A 25,578-nucleotide genomic window follows, 5' to 3' on the forward strand; every position below is an offset into this window, starting at 1 on the left:
CAGCCACCACATCAGAAGCCGGGCGCGACCCCGAGCACCTCCCGCGGTCACCAGTTCCGTGAGCCGGGGGACCCCTTGAAGGGCCCGACGACGGTACGTGTGATCCAGCCGCCGTAGAAGTCTCCGGGCTGGGGCGTGACGACCTCGCCGTCGACCGTGCACTCGTCCATCTGCTGTGCGTAGACGGCGACGCGGTCTCGGAGCGACTCGAATCCCGGCGACGGGCGCGGGTAGTTCCACGCGCTGGCGGACCGCAGCTCGACGCCGCCTCGCACGTCCAGATATCGCGCGGTTCCTTTGAACTCGCAGAACGATGAGCCGTCCGCGTCGGCCAGGGCGCCGGTCACGAACTCCGCTATCGGCAGGTAATAGACTGGCGGATGGCTGGTCTCGAGCACACGGACGACGTCTCGGGTCTCAACGATGAGCTGCCCGCCCAGACGGATCGTGACGGACGCGTCGACGCGCTCGATGCGCGGCGGCCGCGGGTAGTCCCACACGGACTCCTGTCCCGGTCCTGGGATCTCCGGGCGCGGTCGGGGCACCTGTTCACTCTATGTCAGCGGTGATTCACTGGAGTATGGCCGCCTCGCCGATGTTCCCGCTCGGATCGGTGCTGTTCCCCTTCGTGCCGATACCGCTGCGTGTGTTCGAGCCGCGGTATCTCACGATGGTCGGGCGACTGCTCGACGAGGACGAACCGGAGTTCGGCGTCGTCCTCATCGAGCGCGGACCCGAAGCCGGGGGCGGCGACCAGCGCGCCTCGGTCGGGACGATGGCGCGTCTGGTGAGCGCCGCCGCGCGCGCCGACGACCTGCTCATCATCGCCGTGGGGACCAGGAGGGTCACGGTCGAGCGCTGGGTCGATGATGACCCGTATCCCCAGGCCGAGCTCTCGACGCTGCCGGATCTGGAATGGTCCGAAGAGCTCGCACCCCTGCGGACTGAGGCAGAAGCAGTCGTCCGCCGTGTGATCGCTCGGGTCGCGGACCCGGACTCGGATGCCGACATCGAGCTGGCGGACGATCCCGTCGCAGCGGTATGGCAACTGGCGGCGATCGCCCCGCTGGGCGAGTACGACAGGTACACCCTGTTGAGATCGACATCGATGGGCGGGCTTCTGCGCCAGCTGATCGATCTGACCATCGAGGCCGAGGAGCTCTGGTCCGCCGAGTGACGCATCCGGCTACCGCTCACCTCCCCACGGCCGACTGACGCGAACGTCGTGGACGAGGTCTCGCGGCTCGAGCGCTCCGGAGTGCGTCCGGCAGGGCGCCTCCTCTGTCCACGATCGCAGGATGCGTTCTCCACGACTGCGCAGCACCGGGTATAAATGCATCTAAATAGGGATGATGTCCTGGCGGGCTCGCACGAGCCTTTCAGCCGGTGCGGCGATGGAGTATCGGATGGGTTCGGCGAACGACGACGTGGAGGCTCTCCTCTTCGAGAGCAAGACCACCGCTCCGCTCTTCGACGCGGCGTACGTTCACCGGCAGGACCTCATCGGGTCGCTCCGCGCCGGCAACTCCCGGATCGTCACGGTCGAGGCGCCCGCAGGATACGGGAAGACGTCGCTCCTCGCCGAGTGGAAGCAGGTCGAGGACCGGGCGACGGGGTGGCTCACGCTCCGTCAGGACGATGACGACCCGGCCGCCGTGATCCGCCTTCTCGCGCGGGTGTGCACGGCGTTCGCGTCGGAGGCCGAGTCGGTCTTCACACAGATCGCGACCACCCAGACGGGAGTGCTGAGCAGGCTGGCCCCGGCGCTGGCGCTCGCGCTCTCCCGGTGCGAACGGCCGTTCGTCCTGTTCATCGACGACGTCCACGTGCTGAAGACGGTCGGGTGCATCGACGCGTTGGAGGTGGCTCTGGCTCGGGTGCCGGCCGGATCGCAGGTGGTCCTGGCGAGCCGGCAGCACGTTGCGGCGTTGGCCCGGGAGCGGGTGGCGATGTCCGCGTCGAGGGTCGGAGCGGCCGAGCTGCGCATCGACGTCGCCGGGGCAGCGAGGATCGCCGCAGAAGCCGGCGCACGTGTAGCCCCCGGCATCCTTGCCGAATGGGTGGAGCGGTGCGATGGCTGGGCGGCCGGGCTGCACATGTACGCCCTGCTCTCGCGCAGCCGGCCGTTCGCCGTCACGAGCGACAACAGCGCGCTCGCCGACTACCTCTACCGGGAATGCGTGCGCGACCTCCCCGAGGACACCCGGCAGTTCCTGCTGCGCACCTCGATCCTCGGGACCCACATCCCGGACCTGTGCGACGCGGTCCTGGAGCGCACCGATTCGATCGGGGTCCTGCGCGACCTCGAATCGCGCCAGCTCTTCGTCACGGCGGACGCGGACGGCCGCGCCTACCGCCTGCATCCGCTGTTCAAGGAGTACCTGGCGGATCAGCTGCAGCTCGAGTCGGCTTCGCTCGTGCCGACGCTGCATGCCCGCGCGTCGCGTTGGTTCGCGGAGCGCGGCCAGCTCCCGGCGGCGATCGATCATGCGATCGCGGCGGGAGATTTCCCCACCGCGACCGCCCTGGTGACCGCCGCCGGCCTCCCGGCCTACGAGGCGGGGGAGAGCGCGACACTCGGCCGCTGGCTGCGCGAGATCGGCGACGCCAACCTCCTCGCGAACCCGTCAGCCGTCGTGGTGTTCGCCTGGTTCGCCGTCCTCGCAGGATCCGATGACGACGCCCGGAAGTGGGGAACCCTGTTGGGGATGGTTCCCGATCACGCCGACGCCGCCGGAATCAATGTCGCTTCGGCGAAGGCCATGATCCGGGCCATCATGATGCGCGACGGCATCGCCTCGGCCCTCGAGGACGCCGAGTTCGCCGCCGAGGTCGAACCGCTCGAGAGCCCGTGGCGGGACCCCGCCATCCAGATCCTGGGCAGCACCCTGCTCCACGCTGGCCACGAGGAGCGCGCGACGGTCGTGCTCAGCGAGGCGATCCACCTCGCTGGCGCCCACGGCAATCCGGCGTCCATCGTGATCTGCGAGTCCGAGTTCGCCTTCCTCGCGATCGAGGCCGGAGCGTGGGACCGCGCGACGCCGCACGTCGAGAGAGCCCTGGACACCATCCGTGCGGGAGGCATCGAAGGCTATGTCATGTCGGCGTACGCCCACGCGGCCGCCGCCTGTGTGGAGCTCCATGCCGGTCGACGGCTGTCGGGTGGACAGTACCTGGCCCGGGCGATGTCGGAACGTCAGCGCTGCGGGAGCGCCGTGCCGCTCCTCGGCATCCCGACACGGTTGCTCCTCGTCCGCGCACAGCTGATGGTCGGCGATGCGGACGCGGCGCGGATCCTCCTCGACGAGATCGACGACATCCTTCCGCCCGGTGTGCCGGGCGACGCCCTCGACGTGCGGATCGCGGCCGCGCGGGATCTGCTCGCCACGCACACGCGGACGCTGGAGCGTCGTGCAGAGTCGGTGGCGCTCACCGCGGCCGAGCAGCGGGTGCTTCCCTACCTTCAGACGCACCTGACCCGACCGGAGATCGCTGAGCGCCTGTACGTCTCGCCCAACACCGTCCGGACCCAGATCCGCGCGATCTTCCAGAAATTCGGCGTCTCGTCGCGGTCGGACGCGGTGCAGCGGGCGCTCGAGCTGGAACTGCTCGGCAAGGCGACCGAGCTCGTGCCGATCTGACGCTGATCTGCGTGGTGGCCGTCACCACCCGCGCAGCACCGCCGCCTTCGGCCCGGCCACGAGCGTGCGGGCGGGGACGTCCTCCGCGACGACGGCGCCCGCGGCGATCACGGAGTCGCGGCCGATGGTGACGCCGGGGAGGATGGTGGCGCCCGCGCCGATCCACACGTTCTCCTCGACGATGATGGGACCGCCGGTGAGCCAGATGCGACGGTCGTCGGTGCCGACGGGATGGCCGACGGTGATGAAGGTCGCCTTCGGCGCGACCATGACGCGCTCGCCGAGGCGGATGCCGGCGTAGTCGAGGAACGTGCAGTTCTGGTTGATGAACACCCGCTCGGCGAGCTCCAGGTTGCGGCCGTGATCGGTGAAGAACGGCGGATAGATGGTCGTCCGCGGTGGGAGCGGGCGACCGAGGATCTGCGCGAACAGTGCGGCCTTCCCCTCCTCGTCGTCGAAGGGGAGGACGTTGAGGCGGGAGGTCAGGGCCGTCACCTCGAGCACCCGCTCGGACATCGCCTGGAACTCGGGACTGTGGATGCGCATCAGCAGCTCGGACACTCCACGATCCTGGCGCGGTCCTGCCCTCGGCGGCAGCGGACACGCCCGCACCCGCCCAGGGCACGGCGCACGCTACGGTGGGGCTCGGACCACGCACATCCAGGAGGAACCTATGCCGTACGCCGTCGACTTCGAGAACGTCTCCACCGTTGGTCTGGAGTCGTCGCCGGTGGCGGACGCGCTCGCCGGGCTCCGCGCCAACGAGGCGCGCTACTTCCGCAACAAGTACGACCACGTCTTCACCGTCGGCAGCGCGGACGAAGAGAAGGAGGCGGTGGATCGGGTGGCGCGGGTCTTGAAGGAGGAGCGCGGCATCGTCATCGCCTCTCCGGCCCTCGAAGCCACCGACTTCGAGGTCGACGGGATCCGGATGACGTACGTCTTCTACGAGTCCGGGCTGTCGATCAACGTGATGTACACCCTGGCCGAGGGCGGCAAGCGCGCGGTGGGCTTCAAGCTCTCGGACGGGATGGACGTTCCGGAGGAGCTGTCGTCCTTCAAGTTCGCCCGGCAGAAGTCGCGCCTGGCCGGCACGATCCGCGGCTCGTATTTCGTGATCAAGGGCGAGTACTAGCCATATCGACCGTTCACACGACGGCGCGGACGAACTCCGCGACCGTCGAGACGATGAGGTCGCGCACGCCAGCCGCCCCGATCATGGAGGCCTTCGGCACCCGCATACCGTGATCGGCGCCCGGGACCTCGACGACGCGGATGCGGCCGGAGGCGCCCGGCCCGGGCGCGCCGACCTCCGCGGCGCCGACCTCCGCGGCGCCGACCTCGGCTGCGATCACGGACGCTGAACCGAACGGATCGCTTCCGCCTTGCACGACGAGCACGGGGACGACCGGTGCGAGGAGTTCGTCGAGCCGCGACCGCTCTGGCGTGCCGGGCGGGTGCAGCGGAAAGGCGAGGCAGACGACCGCCCGTGCGTCGAGCGCCGCGGCCGTGCGGCAGGCGACGCGCGCGCCGGCGCTCCTGCCGCCCACGACCAGGGGGAGGTCGCCGGCGAGCTCGCGAACCCGCGGCGCGGTCTCCCCCCACGCGACGTCGAGCGTCGCCGGCCGTGCCGCGACGCGTTTGCCTGCCACGCGCCACGGCTGTTCGTAGCGCACGACGGTGATGCGCTCGGCGGGGAGCCGGGCCGCCAGGGCGCCCAGGTCGACGGCGTCGATGCCTCCGCCGGCACCGTGGCCGAGCCAGAGCACCGCTGCCGGATCCTCGGCGGGGGAGACGGTCAGGCGGCCGGGGCCGACCGTGGTGGGGACGTCGATCTGCATGCACACGACGCTACCCGTCCCGGCCCGAGGAGGGCGGCCGGCGTCGTGACCTGTGGAGAATCGGGCGAGAGCCGGCGCTGTGGACGGAAATACGCACATCCACAGGCTCCGTCGCTCACGGCGGATCTTGTTTCCGCTCGTCGCCGGGCGCACCATGGAAGTGGCGAAGCGGGTGCCACGGGTCGGATGGGGTGATCACGATGGTCGCGGACTCACGGGTGTGCAGAGTGTGCGGAGAGCCGATCTCCGCGGAACGGCGGCTGGTGCCGACGTCACGCGGGGCCTGGACGGTGGTGACGGTGTCGGTCGGATGCCGGAATCCGCTGTGCCGGAAGGCCACGGCGACGCCACGACGCGCCGCCCCGCCGGGGACCGCCCTCGTCGCCTGACGCCGCCGGGGACCGCCCTCGTCGCCTGACGCCGCCGGCGACCGCCCTCACCCGGCGGCCGGCTCCGACGCGCCCTGCGGCCGCGTCCTCCCGGGTCGCACGAACACCAGCAGCGCCAGGTGCACCACCGCGAGAGCGGTCGCGACCCCGACGGCGGCCAGCCAGCTGCTCCCGGTCGCACCTCCGCTGAACAGCAGCCCGAGCACCGTGGTCGCGACGATCGCGCCGACGTAGCGCGAGGTCTGGAAGATCCCGGCGGCGACACCGCTGTCCTCCGGCCGGGCGGCCGAGTAGAGCGCCTGATTCATCCCGATGCTGACAACGCAATAGGGGATGCCGAGTGCGGCCGTGAGCAGCAGCACCACCCAGGGCGCGGTGGTCGCGGCGGCGACGGCGAGCAGGGCGGCGCCGACGACGAGGGCGACCGCGCCGGCGATCAGCGTCGGCCGCAGGCCCACGGACTCGATGGCGCGCGCGGCGAGCGGCGTGACGACGATCGTCACCGCCGCGAGCGGGAACATCAGCAGCCCGGCGACCCCCGCGCTGTAGCCGCCGTGGGTCTGCAGGTACTGCGGGAGTCCGAAGAAGGCGGAGTAGTACACGACGTTGAAGATCGCGAAGCTGAGGTAGACCAGCATCAGCCGCCGGTTCGCCGCGAGCAGCCGCAGGTCGAGGAACGGGTGCGCCGTGCGCAGCTCCCGCCAGACGAACAGGACGGCCGCGACCGCGCACACCGGCAGCAGCCACCAGAGCGGCTGCGGGTGCAGGTCGAGGAGGAAGATCAGCAGCGACGTCAACGTGGCGACGAACAGCAGGATGCCGGGGATGTCGGACTCGGCCAGGGTGCGCGCCAGCGGGGTGCGCTCCTGCTTCTCCGCCGTGCGCGGGGCAAAGAACCACACGCCGGCGAACGCGATCAGCGCCAGGGGGACGTTCACCCAGAAGATCGACTGCCAGCCGAGGAACGTGATCAGCGCGCCGCCGAGCACCGGCCCGATGGCGGCGCCCGAGGTGTTGGCGATCTGGATGCGGCCGAGCAGCCGGGGCGTTCCGACCCCGGAGGCGGCAGCGAGCGGCCGCAGCAGGGCGATCGCCGACGGGAACGCGGTCGCCGTCCCCACCGCCAGCGCCACCCGGCCGACGCAGACCGCGGCGAGGGATCCCGAGAACGGCGTGAGCACGCACGCGAGCACGACCACGAGCATCCCGAACAGGAACAGGCGGCGCGGGCCGAACCGGTCGCCGAGCCGGCCCATCAGCGGTTGGCCGGCCGCCGAGGCCAGATAGAACGACGTGATGACCCAGGTCACGGCCGTCACGCCCACCTCGAAGTCGTGCTGCAGCGGCACGAGGGCGACGGCGATCATCGACGAGTTGAGCGGGTTCAGCAGGGTGCCGAGGCTGAGTGCGGCGACGGCCGCTCCCGTGCGCGGGCGCGGGCGCGCCGGATCGTCGGAGGGGGTCACTCCGTCCACGCTACCCGGCCGCGCGGGCGGGCGCGGTCAGTCGGCGAGGTCGTCCGTCGTGACGGGGACGGTGGCGCGGTAGGGGTAGGCGGGCATCGACGAGTACTCCTCCTCGTCGGCCAGCTCGTACACGTCGTAGGCGAGGGCTCCGGCGAACAGGGTGGCGACGCGGATCTCCCCGGGCGGGCATCCGCCGATCAGGGGCACGACCACGACGCTGTCGAGGGTCCGGCCGTCCTCGTAGAGGAGGGCCGCTTTGATGGTTCGCGTGAGTGCGTCCATGACCGGACTGTACGGCGGTTCCCGCACCCCCGACTTGACGGCGCGCGGTGGTTCGGAGAAAGTGATCCCGAGAGGAAGGACTCGCGTGGGAACCTTGATCTACGACGGGGCAGACGGGTTCACGTTCGACGACCGTGTGCTCGCCCACCTCCAGGCGGTCGTCCAGACGAAGCTGCGGCGCCGGGAGGGCTTCCTTCTCATCTGGACGGATCGCACGGCCGGGTCGGACGGCGTGCTGCGCTCGATCTGGCTCGACCCGTCCATCTCGCTGCAGTTCGTGTTCGCCGGCACGGAGCTGCCGGAGCTGAACCGCGACTGGCTGACCCTGCTCGGCGAGCGGGCCAACAGCAACTCCGGTCTGATGCTGGAGGACGACCTGCGCGCGGAGATCCGCGAGGAGGTCCCGGAGGGGACCTACCGGGCGAGCAGGACGAGGAACGGAAAGCGCCGCGAGGGGGCCTGACGTGGGCCGGCTCATCTACGGCACCGCCCCTCAGCAGTACGAGTTCGACGACCGCACTCTGGCGCACATCAAGATCGCGGTGGTCACGAAGCTGCGGCGCCACGAGAGCTTCCTGCTGAACTGGCAGATCCCGGCCGAGTTGGGCGGGGGCCGGGTGAGTCTCTGGATCAGCCGCGACATCCCCTTGGCCTTCGTGTTCAGCGGGAGCCGGCCGCCGCGACTCAATGAGCGCTGGATGGATGCCCTGTTGCGGACCAGTCAGCGGACCGGGGGCATGGTGATCGTCTCCGAGGCGGAGGCCGAAGCGGTCGCCGACCACAGCGAGAGAGGGGACTGACCATGTCTTTCCAGGCATACCTCGACGCCGTCGAGGACAAGACCGGCAAGACGCCGCGCGAACTCGTCGCGGAGGCGAGGGAGCGCGGCTTCGGGCCGGGCACGAAGGCGGGCGAGATCCTCGCCTGGCTGAAGGACGACTACGGGCTCGGGCGCGGCCACGGGATGGCGATGGTGCACGTGATCACCAAGGGTCCCGAGATCGACACGAAATTCGTCGGAACGGACGGCGTCCACCGGGACGAGTCCTCGACGCTGTGGCTCGACGGGAAGGCGACGAAACCGGCCGGCTGAGCGCGGCCGGCCCGAGCGCGGGCCGGCTGAGCGCGGCCGGCTGAGCCGACCGCCCCGCCGCGATCAGGGCAGCAGCGCGAGCTTGCCGCCTGGGTGACCCTCCTTCAGGAACGCGAGGGCCTCCGGCGCCTCGGCGAGCGGGTAGGTCCGCGCCACCGGGACCTGGAGGCGGCCGCTTCCGGCCAGCTCGAGCAGGCTTCCGCGCACCGAGTCGCGGAACGCCTGGCTCTCCGGCTGCGCGCCGAAGACGGCGTGGAATCCTTCCTCCTCCGCCCGCTGGGCGGCCACGATCGTCACGATCCGGTTCCGGTCGGGGACGAGTTGGAGCGAGACATCGACGGCCTCCTCGGTGCCGACCGTGTCGAGCGCCGCCGCGATCGGGCCCTGTGCGGCCTCGGTCGCCCGCTCGGCGAGTCCCGGTCCGTAGGCGATCGGCAGGCCGCCGAAGCGCCGCACCCGGGCGAAGCTGGCTTCGCTCGCCGTCCCGATCACGCGGGCGCCGATCTCGACCGCCTGCTGCAGGATGCTGACGCCGACCGCGCCGGAGGCCCCGTGAACCAGGATGGTCTCGCCCGCCCGCACGCCGGTCACGTCGAGCATCTGGGCGGCCGTCGTGCCGACGAGCAGGAGGTTCGCGGCCTCCTCGTCGGCGAGCCGGGCGGGTTTGGCGAACACGTCCTTCGCCGGAACGGTCACGGCGGTGGCATAGCCGCCCTGGATGCGGAACGCGACGACCGCGTCGCCGACGGTTCCGCCGCCGGATGCGATCTCGGTGTCCGGACCGATGGCGGAGAGGACGCCGGCCACCTCGTAGCCGATCGGGACCGGGAGTTCCAGGCCCTCCCGCGGTGCGGACACATGCTTGTAGTCCGCCGGATTGACGCCGGCGGCACGCACCTCGATCGTCACCTCGCCCTGGCGGGGATCCGGGAGCTCGATCTCCGCGAACTCCCACGTCTCCGGCCCGCCCCAGCGGGTCGCTCGCCACTGTCGTGCTGTCTTCTGGCTCGCCATGCTCGCAGTCAACTCCCGCAGGCTGTGCGCCGGCTCAACACAGGCCGAGCGACCGGTCGCTTCACCGGCCGGTCGCTTCACCGGCCGGCCAGGCCCCTCAGCGGGCGGAGACGGGGTCCGTCGCCCGGCCGCTGTGCCGCGCGCGGCGCGGACGGGTCGGTGCGAGTCGCAGCATCTGGGCCGTCGAGCTGTCGTCCAGCTCGACGAGGTCGCCCCGCGACTTGATGAAGTCGCTGAAGGAGCGGTATCCGAGGGCCTTCTCGCTGAAGGACGGGTCCATCCGCTTCATCTGCCCCTTCACCGTCGAGCTGTGCAGCCACGGCGAGTCGTCTTTCTCGTGCCCCAGCTGCATGGCCCGGGCGAGGAGGCGGGTGGCGACGTGCTGCGGGTCCTCGCTCTGCTCCTCGTCCGCGTCGGCCACGCTGGCCGCCGGGGTGGACCGTTTGCGGCTGCCCCGCTTCGCGCGCGGCGCCGCCTCGGCGACGGCCTCCGTGGTGGGAGCGGACGAGTCGGCCTCGCCGGAGCCGGCAGCGGCGCCGTCGGCGGCGGCGCCATCGGGTGCTTCCTGCTCGCCGGCGTTCTCGGCGGCGACCTCCGTGACCGGCTCGATGCCGGGCGCGACCTCGACATCGTCGGCGTCCGCCGCCTCGTCGCGGGCGATGCCGGGGAGGTCGTCGTAGCTGACGAACTCGTCGCACGCCGCGGCGAGCGACTTGGCCGTCGAGCCGGCCACGCCGATCCCGATCACGTAGCGGCCGAGGCGCTTCACCCGCTGGGCCAGCGGGATGTAGTCGGAGTCGCCCGCGACGATCACGACGTGCGTGAGCTCCGGGAGCCGGAAGAGGTCTTCGACCGCGTCGACCGCGAGCCGGATGTCGGCGCCGTTCTTGGCGTAGGCGGCGGCCGGGAAGAGCTGCACCAGATCGACCGCGCGGCCGACGAGCTGGCCGCGGTACTCGGCGTTGACGGCCGACGACCAGTCGGCGTACGCCCGGGTCAGCACCAGCGTTCCGAACGACGAGGAGAAGTCGATCACCGCGCCCAGATCGACGCGCGCCTCTGCCAGCTTCTCGGCGAAGCCCGCCTTCGGTGCCGTCGAACTCGACTTGGGGCGGTCGCGCATGTAGGAGCCGCGGCCGTGCACCTGGTCGTAGCGGGATATGACGATGTTGTCGAAGTCTATGTAGACAGCGACACGGCCGTCTCCGGGTTCACTCATGCTGCCACGATAGCTTGCGGCCGCCGTGAGCAGACCGGGTGGACGCGAGGTGTGGACGGCCGGCGGGGCTGTGGATGGGCGCCCAGGCCGGGTCGCCCATCCACCCGCCGGTGGGGTCTGCGCGCCCGTCAGGCCCGTGCGTACCGGTCCGCCACATCGAGCGCCGCGTCGATCGCGGCGAGACCGCGTCGCAGCTCGTCCTCGCCGATGACCAGCGGCGGCGCGACGTGCACGCGGTTGAAGTGGGTGAACGGCCAGACGCCGGCCGCCTTGCACGCCGCCGCGACCTCGGCCATCGGCGCAGCATCCGGCCCGGCCGCGTTGAACGGCACCAGCGGCTCCCGGGTCTCGCGGTCGCGCACCAGCTCCAGCGCCCAGAACAGCCCGCGGCCGCGCACCTCGCCCAGCGACGGGTGCCGCTCCAGCCACGAGCGCAGCTCGGGTTCGACAACGCGCGAACCCAGGTCGCGGACCCGGTCGAGGATGCCGTCCCGCTCGAACACGTCGAACGTGGCGACGCCGGCCGCGCACGCGAGCGGATGCCCGGAGTAGGTGAGGCCGCCCTGGAACGCGACATCGTCGAACTGCGCGGCGATCGCATCCGAGATGACGACACCGCCGAGCGGCACGTACCCCGAGTTGACGCCCTTCGCGAAGGTGATGAGGTCGGGCACCACGTCGAAAGCGTCGACGGCGAACCACTCGCCGATCCGGCCGAAGCCGACCATGACCTCGTCGGCGATGTACACGATGCCGTACCGGTCGCACAGCTCCCGGACGCCCGCCAGATAGCCGGGCGGGGGAACGAGCACGCCGTTCGTGCCGACCACGGTCTCGGCGATGAGCGCCGCGATCGTGCCGGCTCCCTCCAGCACGATGACGTTCTCCAGGTGCTCCAGCGCGCGCTGCGTCTCCTCCTCCGGGGAGGTGGAGTGGAACGCGCTCCGGTACGGGTACGGGCCGAAGAAGTGCGCGACCGACGGGTCGCCCGGCTCGTTCGCCCAGCGTCGCGGGTCGCCGGTGAGGGCGATCGCGGTGGAGGTGCCTCCGTGGTACGAGCGGTACATCGACAGCACCTTGCGGCGTCCGGTCACCCGGCGCGCGAGGCGCACCGCGTACTCGTTCGCGTCGGCGCCGCCGTTCGTGAAGAAGACCTTGTTCAGCGTGCCCGGCGCCACCTCGGCGATGCGCCGTGCGAGCTCGCCGCGCACGTCGTTGGCCATCGACGGCTGCACCGTCGCCAGGCGCCCGGCCTGCTGCTGGATGGCCGCGACGAGGTCGGGGTGCTGGTGCCCGAGGTTGACGTTCACCAGCTGCGAGCTGAAGTCGAGGTACGCGTTGCCCTCGTAGTCCCAGAACGTGGAGCCCTCGCCCGCGGCGATCGGCAGCGGGTCGATCTTCGCCTGCGCGCTCCACGAGTGGAAGACGTGCGCGCGGTCGTCGCTGCGCACCTGGCGCTCGGCCTCCGCATCGCCGAACGGATGCTCGACGCCGTGCCGGTCGAGGTAGCCGGTCCGTGTTCCGGTGGTCGGGATGGTGTCTGTCATCGTCGTCTCCTCACTCCTGCGTCTTGGGGGCTCACGCGTTCCGGGGGCTCACGCGTTCCCGGGGAACGCCAGCTCGATGCGCGAGTGCAGGGGATCGGGCCAGCGCGTGGTGACCACCTTGCTCCGCGTGTAGAAGTGGAACGACTCGGGGCCGTAGATGTGCGAGTCGCCGAACAGCGAGTTCTTCCAGCCGCCGAACGAGTACGCGCCGACCGGGACGGGGATGGGCACGTTGATGCCGACCATCCCGACCTCCACCTCGAACTCGAAGCGGCGCGCCGCTCCGCCGTCGCGGGTGAACAGGGCGACCCCGTTGCCGTACGGGTTGGCGTTGACGAGCTCGATCGCCTCGTCGAACGTGTCGACCCGGACGACCGACAGCACCGGTCCGAAGATCTCGTCGTCGTACGCCTTCATCCCCGGCTTTACGCCGTCGAGCAGGCTGACGCCGATGAAGAAGCCGTCGCCGTCGAAGGAGCGGGCGGTGCCGTCCTCGACGACCGTCGCGCCCTCCGCCGCGGCGCCCGTCACGTAGGAGGCCACCTTGTCGCGGTGCTCGCGCGTGATCAGCGGTCCCATCTCGCTGGCCGGATCCGTGCCGGGGCCGATCCGCAGGGCGCCGAGGCGCGCCTGGATGGCCGGGACCAGCCGGTCGCCGACGTCGCCGACGGCGACCACCACGCTGACCGCCATGCAGCGCTCGCCGGCCGAGCCGTACGCTGCCGAGACCGCCGCGTCGGCGGCCGCGTCGATGTCGGCGTCGGCCAGGACGACCATGTGGTTCTTGGCGCCGCCGAGCGCCTGGACGCGCTTGCCGTTGGCCGAGGCGCGCTGGTAGATCGAGCGGGCGATCGGCGTGGAGCCGACGAAGCTGACCGCGGCGACATCGGGGGAGTCGAGCAGGGTGTCCACCGCCTCCTTGTCTCCGTGGACGACGTTGAGCACGCCGTCGGGCAGGCCGGCCTCGCGGAACAGCTTCGCCAGGAAGACGGACGCGCTCGGGTCCTTCTCGCTCGGCTTCAGCACGACGGTGTTGCCGCACGCGATGGCGCTGGCGACCATCCACAGCGGCACCATGACCGGGAAGTTGAACGGGGTGATGCACGCGACGACGCCGACCGGCTGCTTGACGCTGTGCACGTCGATGCCGGTGGACACCTGCTCGCTGTACTCGCCCTTGAGCTTGTCGATCAGACCGCTGGCGAACTCCACGTTCTCGAGCCCGCGGCCGATCTCTCCCGCGGCGTCCGAGAGCACCTTGCCGTGCTCGCTCGTGACGATCGCGGCGAGCTCGTCGCGGCGCTCCGTGAGCAGGTGGCGGAGCCGGAACATCACGTCGGCGCGCTTGGTGAGGCTGGTGGCACGCCAGCCGGGGAGGGCGGCGCGCGCTGCGGCGATCGCCCGCTCCGTCTCGGCGGCGTCGGCGAGCGCGACCTCGTGCTGGCGCTCGCCGGTGGCCGGGTTGAACACCGGGCCGGTGCGCAGGGCGCCGGCCGGCTCGGCGGTCTCTTCGCCGGCGATGACGTGACGGATCAGGGCCACGGGGATCCTCCTCGTGCTTCGGCCGGACGTTCTGCCCGGCACTGACAGTAAGCTTGTCTCCCAATGATCACAGAGCAGGGGCGGTAGCAGGGATGCCAGATCGTCGGGACCCGCAAGCGGGCCGAACAGTTCGTCCGGATGCCTCCGCGCCGTCGTCCTCCGTGCTGCCGACCGTGCGCGAGGTGCTGCGCATGGAACCCGTCGCCGTCGCCCTGCCCGAGGTGCTCACCGGCCGGGAGCGGCTGGATGCGCCGGTGCGCTGGGTGCACGTGGCCGAGACGGCGGAGGCGGCCCGGCTGAGCTCAGGGGGCGAGCTGCTGCTCGCCACCGGCGTGGGCTGGCCGTCCGACGACGCGGCGCTCCGCCGGCTCGGACGCGTGCTGGTCGACGCCGGCGTCGCCGGGCTCGTGCTGGAGCTGGGGGCGCCGATGCCCGCCGCACCGCCCGCCCTGGTGCAGGAGTTCCAGGCCGCGGGGCTGCCGTTCGTCGTTCTGCACCGCGAGGCGCGGTTCGTCGCGATCACGGAGGCCGTGCACTCCCGCATCATCGCGGAGCAGATGGTGGCATTGCGGGCGCGGGACGACATCCACGCGCTCTTCACGGGCCTGAGCCTGCGGGGCAGCCCGGCCGACTTCATCGTGGAGCAGGCGGCGCGCGTGCTGGGGTCGCCGGTCGTGCTGGAGGACACCAGCCACCGGGTGATCGCGGCCAGCGGGCTGACGGCGAGCGCGGTGGCGGCGAGCGGGGTGGCGGCGAGTGGCGTTGCCGCGAGCGGGACCGGGATGGGTGGCGTCCCTGCGAGCGGCGGCGGTGCAGCGTCCGCTCCCGCGAACGCATCGGGCGAGGACGAGCTGGCCGGCTGGGAGCAGCGGTCGCGGGCGGCGCACCGGTCGGCGGAGGCCGGGTGGACGATCGTCCCGGTCGAGGCGCGGGGCATGCGCTGGGGACACCTCGTCGGGCTGCCGGGGGAGCCGCATCCCGCCGGGCGTTCCAACGTGCTCGAGCAGGCCGCTGTCGCGCTCGCGCTCAGCCGGCTCTCCGACCGCGACGAGGACGAGTGGACGCGGCGCAGCCACGACGCGCTGCTCGCGGCGCTGCTCGGCCGCCGGTTCGCGGGGGAGGGCGGGGTCACCGCGCGGTTCGAGGCGGCGGGGTTCCCCCTCGCCGGGCGGCGGGTCGCCGGGGTGGCGGTGCGGCTGCGCTCGGGCACGCTGCCCGTCCCCGCCGCCGCGCGGGCGGTGGAGGCGGCTCGGGCGGCGGGCGTCGACGCGGTCGCCGGTCGGCATCCCGAGCAGCCGGGGACCCTCGTCGTCGCGGTCTCGGCGCGGCCGGGACGGCAGCTCGGGGATGCGCTGTTCGGCTCGATCGCGGACGCCGTCGGCTCTGTGCGCCTCGACGACCCGGCGGCGGTCGTCGCGGTCGGGTCGGACGCCCGAGGGATCACCGGGCTGCTGTCATCCCTGGAGGAGGCGGTCGAACTGGCGGCCGGGTCGGCCGCGCGCACCGACTCCCGCCTCGGCCGGCGCCCGCTCATCCAGCGCGTGCAGCACCGCCCCCTGCTGCGGCTTGTCAACGCGCTCGGGAGCGATCCGCGGCTGCTGGAGCACACCGAGCAGTTGCTGCGGCCGCTGATCGAGCACGACCTCGCGACGGGCGGCGACCTCGTCGAGGTGCTGCGCGCCTACCTCAGCCATCCCGGCAACCGGACGCGCGCGGCGGCGGCGAGCCACCTGTCCCGGTCGGTCTTCTACCAGCGCATCGCCCTGATCGAGGACCTGCTCGGGATGGACCTGGACGACGGCGAGACCGTCGCGGCCCTCCACGCCGCGGTGCTGACCCGGGGGCGCACGGCGACCTGACGGCGCCGGTCAGGAGTCGAAGCCGAGGCCGACCGCATCCAGGGTGCGCAGGAAGGCGTTGCGGTGGCCGGCCCGGTGGTCGGCCTGATCGAGGGACCAGCGGGTCAGGTTGATGCCGAGCGCCGCGGCCGGTTCCGGCGGGAACGGGAGGGGACGGGTGCGCACCATCTCCAGCTCGGTCCGCTCGGTCGTCCGCCCGGCGAGCAGGTCGAGCATCACCTTCGCGCCGAAGTGCGTCGCGGCGACCCCGAGGCCGGTGTAGCCGGCCGCATAGGCGACGCGTCCCTCCCGCGCGGAGCCGAAGAACGCGCAGAACCGGCTGCAGGTGTCGATCGCGCCCGCCCAGCGGTGCGTGAACGTCAGCCCCTCCAGCTGCGGGAACGTCGTGAAGAAATGCCCGGCCAGGCGCTGGAACGACGCCGGGCGGTCCTCGTACGCCGACCGCACCCGGCCGCCGTAGTGGTACACCGCGTCATAGCCGCCGAACAGGATGCGGTCGTCGGCGGTCAGGCGGTAGTAGTGGAACTGATTGGCCGAGTCTCCGATGCCCTGCCGGCCCTCCCAGCCGATCGACCGGCGCTGGGAGGCGCTGAGCGGTTCGGACATGAGCACGTAGTCGTACACGGGCACGGTCGCGAGCCGGTTCCGCCGCAGCAGGCTCGGGAAGACGTTGGTCGCGAGCGCGGTGCGCCGCGACCGCACGGTGCCGGTGGGCGTCTCGAGCACCGTGCCGTCGCCGATGCTCTCCACCGGGCTGCGCTCGAAGATCTCGACGCCGGCGTCGCTGCACGCCTGCGCGAGCGCGCGCACCAGTTTCGCGGGGTGGACGAGCGCCGAGTCGCGCGTGCGCAGCAGGGCGGCCTCGTAGGTCGGCGAGTGCACGAGCGCCTGGGCCGCATCCCGATCGAGGAAGGTCGCATCCGGCCCCTCCGACTCCCGGAGCCACGGGACCTGGTGCGGTTCGGTCGCGACGTCTAGGGCGCCATTGCGCTCGAACTCGGCGTCGAGCCGCAGCTCGGCGACCGTCTGCTCGATCTCGTCGAGGTTGCGCATCCCGAGCCGCTGCAGCTCGTCGAACTCGCCGGGCCAGCGGGTGCGGCCGTTCTCGTCGCCGTGCGTGAGGCTCGCCTCGCAGAAGCCGCCGTTGCGGCCGGACGCCGCCCAGCCGACGCGCCGGCCCTCGAGCAGGACGACCCGTGCGGACGGATCCTCGCGCTTGGCGAGCAGCGCCGTCCACAGCCCGGTGTACCCGCCGCCGACGACGGCCAGGTCGCAGCCGATGTCGCCGTGCAGGCGGGGATGGCGCTCGGCGGGGGCGTCCTCCGTCCAGAACACGGCCTGCCTGCTGGGGGCGAGCGCGTGCCGCACGACGGAGGCGTCGGGACGCTGTCGTTCGAAGACGGTGCTGGTCCGGGATGGGCTCACGCCGCCATTCTGCCCGACCGCGCGTCGGCCGTTCGTCGGGAAAGTCGCGGTGCGCCGTCCAATCCGTCCGACAGGTCTCACCGGATCCGCGGCTGAGGGTTCTCGCACGACGCGGCGGGTGCGCGAAACGTCCGAACAAGTAATGTTGGCCGCGCACCACGAAGGGAGGCGGACGTGAACCACGGAGCGGGGCGCGTGACCATCGCGGGGCTGGCCGAACAGCTCGGCCTCTCGAAGGCCTCCGTGTCGTACGCCCTCAACGGGCTTCCCGGTGTGAGCGACGAGACGCGCGAGCGCGTGCTCGCCCTGGCGGAGCAGCTGGGATGGCATCCCAGCTCGTCCGCGCGCGCCCTGTCGCGGGCGCGCTCCGACACGATCGGCATCGTCCTGCGGCGCGACCCCAGCCTGCTCGGGGCGGAACCGTACTACATGAGCCTGCTCGCCGGCGTCGAGTCCGAGCTGGCGGAGACCGGCCAGTCGCTGCTGCTGCGCATGGTCGGCACGGACTCGGGCCAGGAGGTCGCCGCCTACCGCCGGTGGAGCGCGGAGGCGCGGGTGGACGGCGTGATGCTCTTCGACATCACGTTCGACGACCCGCGGCCGCGGCTGCTGGAGGAGCTCGGCCTCGCGTTCGTGCTGCACGGCAACCGGGAGGCGGTCGCGCCGGGCAAGGTGCTGCTCTACGACGCGCGGGCCGACGCCGGCCTGCTCGTCGAGCACCTGGCCACCCTCGGCCACCGGCGGGCGCTGCACATCGCCGGACCCGCCGAGTTCGAGCACGAGCAGGACCGGCGGGACGCCGTCGCCGCCCGCGGAGAGGAGCTCGGGCTCGCGTTCTCGTTCGCGGCCTCCGACTACTCGATGGAGTCGGGGGAGCGGATCGCGGCGGAGCTCCTGACCGCCGACGCGTCGATCACGGCGGTGCTCACCTCCAACGACCTGCTCGCCCTGGGGGCGCAGACCGCGCTCACCCACGCCGGGCGCGAGGACGTCGCGATCGTCAGCTGGGACGACTCCCTGCTCTGCCGGCTCGGCACCCGCCCGATCACGGCCCTCGACCGCTCCCCGGAGGAGCAGGGGCGCCGGTCGACGCGCCTGCTGCTCGATCAGCTCGCCGGCCGGCCCGCATTCGACCGCCGAGCCCGGCCGAGCCGGCTCGTGCCGCGCGCGACGAGCATCCGCGCAGGCGAGCACGCCGCCCGCTGAGCGCAGCGATCTCCCGCGAGGTGCTCGCAGTCGCGGGCAACACGCCGCGTCGCGCCGCATCTGCGAGCACTTCGCGCCGCATCCCGGACGGAGGGGCGAACGGGCGGTATACCCTCGGACGAGGTGAAGTCAAGGATTGACACCTGAACCGGTTAAGTTAGGCTCAGCGTGGCGCTCCCGGGTCCGGCTCTCGCACCAGGGCCGGGATCGCCCCCATCAAGAGACGAAGGAGTCACAATGAGGAAACGCGCCATCGCCGTCGCGGCACTGGCCGCAGCGGTCTCGCTCGTGGTCGCGGGCTGCAGCAGCTCGGGATCCGGAGGGTCGTCCAGCGGATCGACGCTCACGTACTGGGCGAGCAACCAGGGGACGAGCCTCGACAACGACAAGCAGGTCCTCACCCCCGTCCTGAACGACTTCACGAAGCAGACCGGCATCAAGGTCAAGCTCGAGGTCATCGGCTGGAACGACCTGCAGACCCGCATCCAGACGGCCGTCACGTCGGGCCAGGGCCCGGACGTCCTGAACATCGGGAACACCTGGGCCGCCTCCCTGCAGGCGACCGGCGCGTTCCTGCCGTTCGACGACGCCAACATGAAGGCGATCGGCGGAAGCGACAAGTTCGTGAAGGCCGCGCTCGACACCGGCGGCGCCGAGGGCAAGCCCGTCACCAGCGTCCCGCTGTACGGCCTCGCCTACGGCCTGTACTACAACAAGAAGATGTTCACGGACGCCGGCGTGCAGCCGCCGACGACGTGGGAGGAGCTGGTCGCCGCGGCGAAGAAGCTCACCAACGGCAGCCAGTACGGTTTCGCCCTCGCAGCGGGCAGCTACACCGAGAACGTCCACTTCGCGTTCATCAACTCGGCCCAGAACGGCGGCGAGTGGTTCGACAAGAAGGGAAACCCGACGTTCGACAGCCAGGCGAACATCGACGGGATCAAGCGCTACCTCGACCTGATGCAGACCGACAAGGTCGTCAACCCGTCCAACGCGCAGTACGACAACGGCGTGCAGGCGGTCAACGACTTCGCCACCGGCAAGGTCGCGATGATCCTCAGCCAGAACAACGCCGACGCCTCGATCGTCGCCAACGGCATGAAGAACGACCAGTACGGCGTCGTCCCGTTCCCGGCTCCCGAGGGTGGCAAGGACATCGCCACCTTCATCGCGGGCATCAACCTGTCGATCTTCAAGAACACCAAGCAGAAGGATGCGGCGCTCAAGTTCGTCAAGTACATGACGAGCGAGGACGTCCAGTCCACGCTGGGCAAGCCGTACGCGAGCCTGCCGGTGCTGAAGGACGCCAAGCCGGTCTTCACCGACAACGCCGAAGAGGCCGCGACGTTCCAGAAGATCTACAACGACATGTCCAAGCCGCTCCCGCTGGTGCCGGCCGAGGACCAGTTCGAGAACACCGTCGGCAAGGCGATGAACGACATGTTCGCCAAGATCGCCACCGGCAGCACGGTCTCCGACGCCGACATCAAGTCGGCGCTGCAGAACGCTCAGGACCAGGTCAAGCAGTCGCTCGGCGGCTGACACCCGGAGACCAGCTCGCCGGGCGGGGCGCGGCCACCGCGTCCCGCCCGGCGGACAGCCACACCCCCAAGGAGACTCATGTCGACGACGACAGACGTCCGCGGCCCGGCGCGCAGCGTTCCGGCCGCCGCAGCAGCACCGCCCCAGCCCAAGCGCCGCCGCCCCAAGGGATGGTGGCTGCCCTTCATCCTGCTCGCACCGGCGATCGTGTTCGAGCTCCTCATCCACGTCGTCCCGATGCTCACCGGCATCTGGATCAGCTTCACGCAGCTGACCAAGTTCTACATCGCCAACTGGGGCGAGGCGCCGTTCGTCGGCCTCAAGAACTACGCGGTCGCGCTCGACTTCAACGGCTCGGTCGGCGCCGGGCTGCTTCGCTCGTTCCTCGTGACCGTCGGCTTCACCATCCTCGTCGTCGGCCTCTCCTGGGTGCTCGGGATGGCGGCCGCCGTCTCGCTGCAGGGCCGGTTCCGGGGGCGCGCGTTCTTCCGCACGCTGTTCCTCGTGCCGTACGCCCTCCCGCTCTACGCCGGCATCATCACCTGGAAGTTCATGTTCCAGAAGGACACCGGCGCCATCAACCACTTCCTCTTCGACAACCTGGGGCTGCCGGGCGACAAGCCGTTCTGGCTGATCGGCGGCAACGCCTTCTGGTCGATCGTGATCGTCGCGATCTGGCGGCTCTGGCCGTTCGCGTTCCTGATGCTGATGGCGGGACTCCAGTCCATCCCGGCCGAGGTGTACGAGGCCTCCGCGGTCGACGGCGCAAAGCCCTTCCGGCAGTGGCGGGCGATCACGCTCCCCATGCTGCGTCCGGTCAACTCGGTCCTGCTGCTCGTCATGTTCCTGTGGACGTTCAACGACTTCAACACACCATTCGTGCTGTTCGGGAGCACCGCCCAACCCGCGGCGGGCGACCTGATCTCCTTCCACATCTACAACGCCTCGTTCCTGACCTGGAACTTCGGCTCGGGAGCCGCGATGAGCGTCCTGCTGCTGCTGTTCCTGCTGATCGTGACCGGCGTCTACCTGCTCACCGTCAACCGGAGGAACCGCAATGCGTGAGACCCGCTCTTCCCACGTCTTCCGCTGGGTCACCATCGCCGTGCTGACCGTGTTCACGGTCGTGCCGCTGTACGTCATGATCACGTCGTCGGTGAAGCCGCTCTCGGAGGTGCAGTCCGCCTTCACGTGGTGGCCGCAGACGATCACGTTCCAGCCGTTCATCGACATGTGGTCGACCGTCCCGCTGGCGTCGTACTTCGTGAACTCGCTCATCGTGTCGAGCGCCGCCACCCTGATCTCGCTGGTCATCGCGGTGTTCGCCGCGTACGCCGTCTCGCGGTACCGGTTCAAGGGCCGGAACGTGTTCACCACGACGGTGCTGTCGACGCAGATGTTCCCCGGGGTGCTCTTCCTGCTCCCGCTGTTCCTGATCTTCGTGAACATCAACCAGGCGACCGGCATCCAGCTCGTCGGCACCCGGTGGGGCCTCATCATCACGTACTTCACGTTCGTGCTGCCCTTCTCGATCTGGATGCTCGCGGGATACTTCGACGGCATCCCGCGCGACCTGGACGAGGCCGCGAAGGTCGACGGCTCCGGTCCGATGGGCGCGCTGTGGCACGTGGTGCTCCCCGCCGCGCGCCCCGGCCTGATCGCGGTCGCGATCTACTCGTTCATGACCAGTTGGGGCGAGGTGCTGTTCGCATCCGTGATGACGACGGACGAGAACAGGACGCTCGCGGTCGGCCTGCAGCTGTACTCGACCCAGACGAACGTCTACTGGAACCAGATCATGGCGGCGTCGCTGGTCGTGTCCATCCCGATCGTCGTCGCGTTCCTGCTGCTGCAGCGCAACTTCGTGGCCGGTCTGACCGCCGGCGCCGTGAAGTGACGCGCGCCCGCATCCCCTCCTCCCTCTGAAAGGCACCATGGATCGCCCATCCCCGGTCTTGCAGGTCGACGACGCCCCCGTGGTGTGGCTCGGCGCCAACTTCTGGTCGCGCAGCGGCGGCCCGCTCATGTGGACGCGGTACGACGCGGCGCTCGTGCGGGAGGAGCTGCGCGTGCTGGCCGAACACGGCCTGAACATGACCCGCTCCTTCTTCTACTGGCCCGACTTCCACCCGACCCCGGACTCGCTCGACGAGCAGTGCGTCGCGAACTTCGCCGACTTCCTCGACGCCCACACCGAGGTCGGGATGACGACGGTCCCGACGTTCCTCGTCGGGCACATGTCCGGAGAGAACTGGGATCCGGCCTGGCGCGACGGCCGCGACCTGTACCGGGACGTCTGGTTCGTCGGCCGGCAGGCCTGGTACGTGCGGGAGCTGACGGCGCGGTTCGCCGCGCATCCCGCGGTCGCCGGCTGGCTGCTCACCAACGAGGTGCCGATCTACGGCGGGGAGGCGCCGCGTCCCATCGTCGACGCGTGGGCGTCGCTGCTGGTGGATGCGGTGCGCGCAGGCGGAGGGACGCAGCCGGTCGCGGTCGGCGACGGCGCCTGGGGCATCGAGACGACCGGCCACGACAACGGGTTCTCGGTGCGCGACCTGGCGGCGTTCACCGACTTCATCGGGCCGCACGTCTACCGGATGGAGACCGACCAGGTGCGTCAGCACCTCAAGGCGGCGTTCATCGCGGAGCTGGCGGCGACCGACGGTCTGCCGGTCATCATGGAGGAGTTCGGCCTGACCAGCGACTTCGTCTCGGATGCGGGGGCGGCCTCCTACTACCGGCAGCTGCTGTACTCGACCCTCCTGGCCGGCGCGACCGGCTGGATCGCGTGGAACAACACCGACTACGACGACCTCGCCGATCAGCGGCCGTACTCGCACCATCCCTTCGAGATGCACTTCGGGATCACCGACCGGCACGGCAACCCGAAGCCCCCGCTGCGCGAACTCGCGCGTTTCGCGCAGGACCTCGCCGCGATCGAGCTGCCCGCCGTGCGGAGGGCCCCGGTGGATGCGGCGCTCGTCGTCCCCTCGCACCTCGCCGAGGACTACCCGTTCACGCAGGAAGAGGAGCGCGCCCACATCGTGGCGACGGGGGAGCAGGCCTACGTCGCCGCGCACGAGGCGCACATCCCCGTCGCGGTGGTGCGCGAGAAGGAGGACGGCGGTCTGCCGGCCGGGTACGGGCTGTACCTGCTGCCGTCGGTCAAGCAACTGTGCGCCACCTCGTGGGAGCAGCTGGTGTCGCTCGCCCGCGACGGCGCGACCGTGTACGCGTCGTACGCGCACGGGCCGAGCGGTGTGCAGCGTGGACCGTGGTGGGCGCACACGGAGGAACTCTTCGGCGTGCGGTTCGACAGCGCGTACGGGCTCGCCGAGCCGGTGACGGACGCGACCGTGACCGTGCGGTTCACGGAGGCGTTCGGGTCGATCGCCGCGGGGACCGAGCTGTCGTTCGCGGCGGCGGGGAACGAGAACGGACGCACGTACCTCCCGGTGCGGGCGACCGCGGGCCGCGTCGTCGCGGTGGATGCGCACGGCCGGCCGGCGATCGTGGTGCGCGATCACGGCGCCGGGCGCGCGGTGCTGTCGACCTATCCGCTCGAGTACTTCGCGTCGGCGCAGGCCCGGGTGAACCCGGAGGAGACCTGGCGGCTGTACGACGCCCTCGCCGCCGTCGCGGACGTGGAGCGGGATGTCCGCATCGACGATCCGCGCGTGTTCGCGGACGCGCTGGTGCACGAGGACGGCCGCTGTTTCGTGTTCTTCGTGTCGCAGCACGACACTCCGGTGACCGTCGAGCCGACTGTCACCGGCGGCGAGCTGCGCACGCTCGACGGCGACGCATCCCCGTCCATCGCGCTCGACCCCTATGGCGTCGCCATCCGCCTCCTCGCCCTCGACTGACGCCCCGTCTCTCGCGGGCCTCCGCCCACCGTCGAGTCCGCAAACTTTGCACGCCCGCGCCGCGTGTCGCGTGCAAAAATCGCGGACTCGACGGTGGGGGGTGGGGGCTAGGGGCGGGGAGCGGGGGCGTGGCGGTCGAGGAAGGCGTAGACCTCGGTCGCATCGACGCCCGGGAAGGTGCCGGTCGGGAGCGCGGCGAGCAGGGACGTGGGAGTTCGGGCGGCCGGCCAGGCCATCCCCTCCCAGCGCTCGGCGAGAGCTTCGGGCGGCCGGCGGCAGCACGACTCGTCCGGGCAGCGTGAGACGGCGCGGTGCGTCGTCTCACGGCCGCGGAACCACTTCACGTGCGCGAACGGCACGCCGACGCTGACCGAGTAGTCGCCCTCCTTGGCCTTCTCGACGCGGGAGGTGCACCAGAAAGTGCCGCTCGAGGTGTCCGTGTACTGGTAGTACGGGCTGAACCGGTCGGCGACGTCGAACACCGTGCGCGCGGTCCAGCTGCGGCACACCGGCGTCCCCTCGACCGCGCCGAGCGCATCCGACGGGAAGGACACGGCGTCGTTCTCGTACGCCTTGATGATGGTGCCCGACTCGTGCACCTTCATGAAGTGCACGGGGATGCCGAGGCGTGCGGTGGCGAGGTTGGTGAACCGGTGCGCCGCGGTCTCGTACGACACCGCGAACGCGTCGCGGAGGTCCTCCATCGAGATGCGCCGGAAGTTCTTGGCCTCGGTCAGGAAGGCCACCGCATCCTTCTCGGGCAGCAGCAGCGCGGCCGTCAGATAGTTGGTCTCGATCCGCTGACGCAGAAAATCGGCGTAGTTTCTCGGCTCGTCGTGATCCAGCACGTGCGAGGCGAACGCCTGCAGGATGGGGGAGCGCGAGTCGCGGGACGCCGACTGCTCGGTCGGCAGGTAGATCCGCCCGTTCCGCCGGTCGGTGACCGAGCGGGTGGAGTGCGGCAGGTCGCCGACGTAGTGCAACTCGTAGCCGAGGTGGTCGGCCATGTCGGTCACCGTCTGGTGCGACACGGGGCCGCCGGTATGCCCGACGGCGGCCAGCAGGTCGGCGGCGATCGCCTCCAGCTCGGGGAAGTGGTTGTCGCGCGCCCGCATCGTCGCCCGCAGCTCCGCGTTGGCCCGCCGGGCCTCCTCCGGGGTCGCGGCGCGCTCGCGATGCAGCCGCTCCACCTCCTGATGAAGGGCCAGGATCGCCTGCAGCGTCGCGTCGGGCACGGTCTTGCCGACCCGCACGGGATCGATCCCGAGGGAGGCGAACACCGGTCCGCGCTGCGCCCGCTCGACCGCGATCTCGAGCGCCGACCGCTCGTCCGGGGGCTCCGGGGCGAGCAGGTCGTCGACGGTCACGCCGAGCGCGTCGGCGATCGCGCGGAGCAGCGCGAGCCGCGGCTCGCGGTTGCCGTTCTCGATGGTCGACACCTGCGACGGCGCGCGGTCGACGGCGGAGGCGAGGGCCTCCAGCGTCATCCCGCGCCGCTGCCGGAACGCGCGGATGCGCCGCCCGAGGGTGAGCGCGTCGGCTGCGGGCTGGTCGTCGTGCACGTCGTCGATGACGGTCATGGTGGCCATGCTGACACTCGCGCGAAGTTCTGGCAAACAGAAGAACCTGTGAATTTCTGTCGACCG

23 protein-coding genes are annotated in these 25,578 nt (G+C 71.1%); 12 read left to right on the plus strand and 11 right to left on the minus strand.

Translation table 11 applies throughout. The features are described 5' to 3' along the window. Nucleotides 1-47: 47 nt before the first annotated feature. A complete protein-coding gene (locus BLW09_RS05700; RefSeq protein ID WP_089909618.1) occupies nt 48-545 on the minus strand; it encodes a DUF427 domain-containing protein in 498 nt (165 codons plus the stop codon). 35 nt (nt 546-580) lie between these two features. Here BLW09_RS05700 and BLW09_RS05705 point away from each other — a divergent pair, with 35 nt between their 5' ends. Together BLW09_RS05705 and BLW09_RS05710 are read left to right on the plus strand one after the other, a co-directional pair. Next, a complete protein-coding gene (locus tag BLW09_RS05705; RefSeq protein WP_089909622.1) occupies nt 581-1,177 on the plus strand; it encodes an LON peptidase substrate-binding domain-containing protein in 597 nt (198 codons plus the stop codon). Nucleotides 1,178-1,406: 229 nt separating this feature from the next. Beyond that, complete coding sequence (locus BLW09_RS05710; protein ID WP_089909625.1) at nt 1,407-3,641, plus strand: AAA family ATPase; 2,235 nt, start codon at nt 1,407-1,409, stop codon at nt 3,639-3,641. A 21-nt stretch (nt 3,642-3,662) separates the two neighbouring features. Here BLW09_RS05710 and BLW09_RS05715 read toward each other — a convergent pair whose 3' ends face one another. Further along, entirely contained in the window at nt 3,663-4,202 is a 540-nt protein-coding gene (locus BLW09_RS05715; protein WP_089909626.1) for a sugar O-acetyltransferase, read from the minus strand. Between the two features lie 112 nt (nt 4,203-4,314). On the opposite strand from BLW09_RS05715, the gene BLW09_RS05720 reads away from it, so the two are divergent. Beyond that, the gene (locus tag BLW09_RS05720) at nt 4,315-4,776 is read left to right on the plus strand and encodes a phage tail protein (RefSeq protein WP_089909629.1); all 462 of its coding nucleotides are present in this window, start codon (nt 4,315-4,317) and stop codon (nt 4,774-4,776) included. 13 nt (nt 4,777-4,789) lie between these two features. Here the strand turns inward: BLW09_RS05720 and BLW09_RS05725 are convergent, their stop codons facing one another. The 3 genes from BLW09_RS05725 to BLW09_RS05740 form a co-directional block, all read right to left on the minus strand. After that, nucleotides 4,790-5,482: an alpha/beta hydrolase family protein gene (locus BLW09_RS05725; protein ID WP_089909632.1), complete on the minus strand. Its 693-nt coding sequence runs from the start codon at nt 5,480-5,482 to the stop codon at nt 4,790-4,792. Nucleotides 5,483-5,918: 436 nt separating this feature from the next. Next, on the minus strand, nt 5,919-7,337 hold the full coding sequence (locus BLW09_RS05735; RefSeq protein WP_231947094.1) for an MFS transporter: 1,419 nt from the start codon (nt 7,335-7,337) through the stop codon (nt 5,919-5,921). Between the two features lie 36 nt (nt 7,338-7,373). Continuing rightward, a complete protein-coding gene (locus BLW09_RS05740; RefSeq protein WP_089909640.1) occupies nt 7,374-7,619 on the minus strand; it encodes a hypothetical protein in 246 nt (81 codons plus the stop codon). 85 nt (nt 7,620-7,704) lie between these two features. Here BLW09_RS05740 and BLW09_RS05745 point away from each other — a divergent pair, with 85 nt between their 5' ends. Genes BLW09_RS05745 through BLW09_RS05755 form a run of 3 tightly spaced genes read left to right on the plus strand, consistent with a single transcriptional unit; the run spans nt 7,705 to nt 8,712 of the window. After that, on the plus strand, nt 7,705-8,082 hold the full coding sequence (locus tag BLW09_RS05745) for a DUF7882 family protein (RefSeq protein ID WP_089909643.1): 378 nt from the start codon (nt 7,705-7,707) through the stop codon (nt 8,080-8,082). 1 nt (nt 8,083) lies between these two features. Further along, on the plus strand, nt 8,084-8,419 hold the full coding sequence (locus tag BLW09_RS05750) for a DUF7882 family protein (protein ID WP_089909646.1): 336 nt from the start codon (nt 8,084-8,086) through the stop codon (nt 8,417-8,419). Between the two features lie 2 nt (nt 8,420-8,421). Next, nucleotides 8,422-8,712, plus strand: coding sequence for a DUF4287 domain-containing protein (locus BLW09_RS05755; RefSeq protein WP_089909649.1), 291 nt, complete (start codon nt 8,422-8,424; stop codon nt 8,710-8,712). Between the two features lie 63 nt (nt 8,713-8,775). Here the strand turns inward: BLW09_RS05755 and BLW09_RS05760 are convergent, their stop codons facing one another. From BLW09_RS05760 to BLW09_RS05775, 4 genes are all read right to left on the minus strand, one after another. After that, on the minus strand, nt 8,776-9,726 hold the full coding sequence (locus BLW09_RS05760) for an NADP-dependent oxidoreductase (protein ID WP_089909651.1): 951 nt from the start codon (nt 9,724-9,726) through the stop codon (nt 8,776-8,778). A gap of 97 nt (nt 9,727-9,823) precedes the next feature. Beyond that, on the minus strand, nt 9,824-10,945 hold the full coding sequence (locus BLW09_RS05765; protein ID WP_089909654.1) for an NYN domain-containing protein: 1,122 nt from the start codon (nt 10,943-10,945) through the stop codon (nt 9,824-9,826). Between the two features lie 128 nt (nt 10,946-11,073). Next, entirely contained in the window at nt 11,074-12,492 is a 1,419-nt protein-coding gene (locus tag BLW09_RS05770; RefSeq protein ID WP_089909657.1) for an aspartate aminotransferase family protein, read from the minus strand. Between the two features lie 48 nt (nt 12,493-12,540). After that, nucleotides 12,541-14,034, minus strand: a complete 1,494-nt coding sequence (locus BLW09_RS05775; protein WP_089909660.1) for a CoA-acylating methylmalonate-semialdehyde dehydrogenase — start codon at nt 14,032-14,034, stop codon at nt 12,541-12,543. Between the two features lie 191 nt (nt 14,035-14,225). Here BLW09_RS05775 and BLW09_RS05780 point away from each other — a divergent pair, with 191 nt between their 5' ends. Beyond that, the gene (locus BLW09_RS05780) at nt 14,226-15,893 is read left to right on the plus strand and encodes a PucR family transcriptional regulator (RefSeq protein ID WP_231947095.1); all 1,668 of its coding nucleotides are present in this window, start codon (nt 14,226-14,228) and stop codon (nt 15,891-15,893) included. 9 nt (nt 15,894-15,902) lie between these two features. Here BLW09_RS05780 and BLW09_RS05785 read toward each other — a convergent pair whose 3' ends face one another. Then, on the minus strand, nt 15,903-17,318 hold the full coding sequence (locus tag BLW09_RS05785; protein ID WP_089909666.1) for an NAD(P)/FAD-dependent oxidoreductase: 1,416 nt from the start codon (nt 17,316-17,318) through the stop codon (nt 15,903-15,905). Between the two features lie 174 nt (nt 17,319-17,492). On the opposite strand from BLW09_RS05785, the gene BLW09_RS05790 reads away from it, so the two are divergent. From BLW09_RS05790 to BLW09_RS05810, 5 genes are all read left to right on the plus strand, one after another. Further along, nucleotides 17,493-18,524: a LacI family DNA-binding transcriptional regulator gene (locus BLW09_RS05790; RefSeq protein ID WP_089909669.1), complete on the plus strand. Its 1,032-nt coding sequence runs from the start codon at nt 17,493-17,495 to the stop codon at nt 18,522-18,524. 237 nt (nt 18,525-18,761) lie between these two features. After that, nucleotides 18,762-20,066: an ABC transporter substrate-binding protein gene (locus BLW09_RS05795; protein ID WP_089909672.1), complete on the plus strand. Its 1,305-nt coding sequence runs from the start codon at nt 18,762-18,764 to the stop codon at nt 20,064-20,066. Between the two features lie 78 nt (nt 20,067-20,144). Beyond that, on the plus strand, nt 20,145-21,131 hold the full coding sequence (locus tag BLW09_RS05800) for a carbohydrate ABC transporter permease (protein WP_089909675.1): 987 nt from the start codon (nt 20,145-20,147) through the stop codon (nt 21,129-21,131). Continuing rightward, nucleotides 21,124-21,963: a carbohydrate ABC transporter permease gene (locus BLW09_RS05805; protein ID WP_018191516.1), complete on the plus strand. Its 840-nt coding sequence runs from the start codon at nt 21,124-21,126 to the stop codon at nt 21,961-21,963. Before BLW09_RS05800 ends, BLW09_RS05805 begins: the two co-directional genes overlap by 8 nt. 37 nt (nt 21,964-22,000) lie before the next feature. Beyond that, nucleotides 22,001-23,932 carry a cellulase family glycosylhydrolase gene (locus BLW09_RS05810; RefSeq protein WP_089909678.1) on the plus strand — a complete coding sequence of 644 codons (1,932 nt, stop codon included), beginning with the start codon at nt 22,001-22,003 and terminating at the stop codon, nt 23,930-23,932. A gap of 107 nt (nt 23,933-24,039) precedes the next feature. Here the strand turns inward: BLW09_RS05810 and BLW09_RS05815 are convergent, their stop codons facing one another. Then, on the minus strand, nt 24,040-25,521 hold the full coding sequence (locus BLW09_RS05815) for a helix-turn-helix transcriptional regulator (protein ID WP_089909681.1): 1,482 nt from the start codon (nt 25,519-25,521) through the stop codon (nt 24,040-24,042). Nucleotides 25,522-25,578: the final 57 nt, after the last annotated feature.

The organism is Leifsonia sp. 21MFCrub1.1, assembly GCF_900107895.1.
In the GTDB taxonomy this organism is placed as follows: domain Bacteria; phylum Actinomycetota; class Actinomycetes; order Actinomycetales; family Microbacteriaceae; genus Leifsonia; species Leifsonia soli.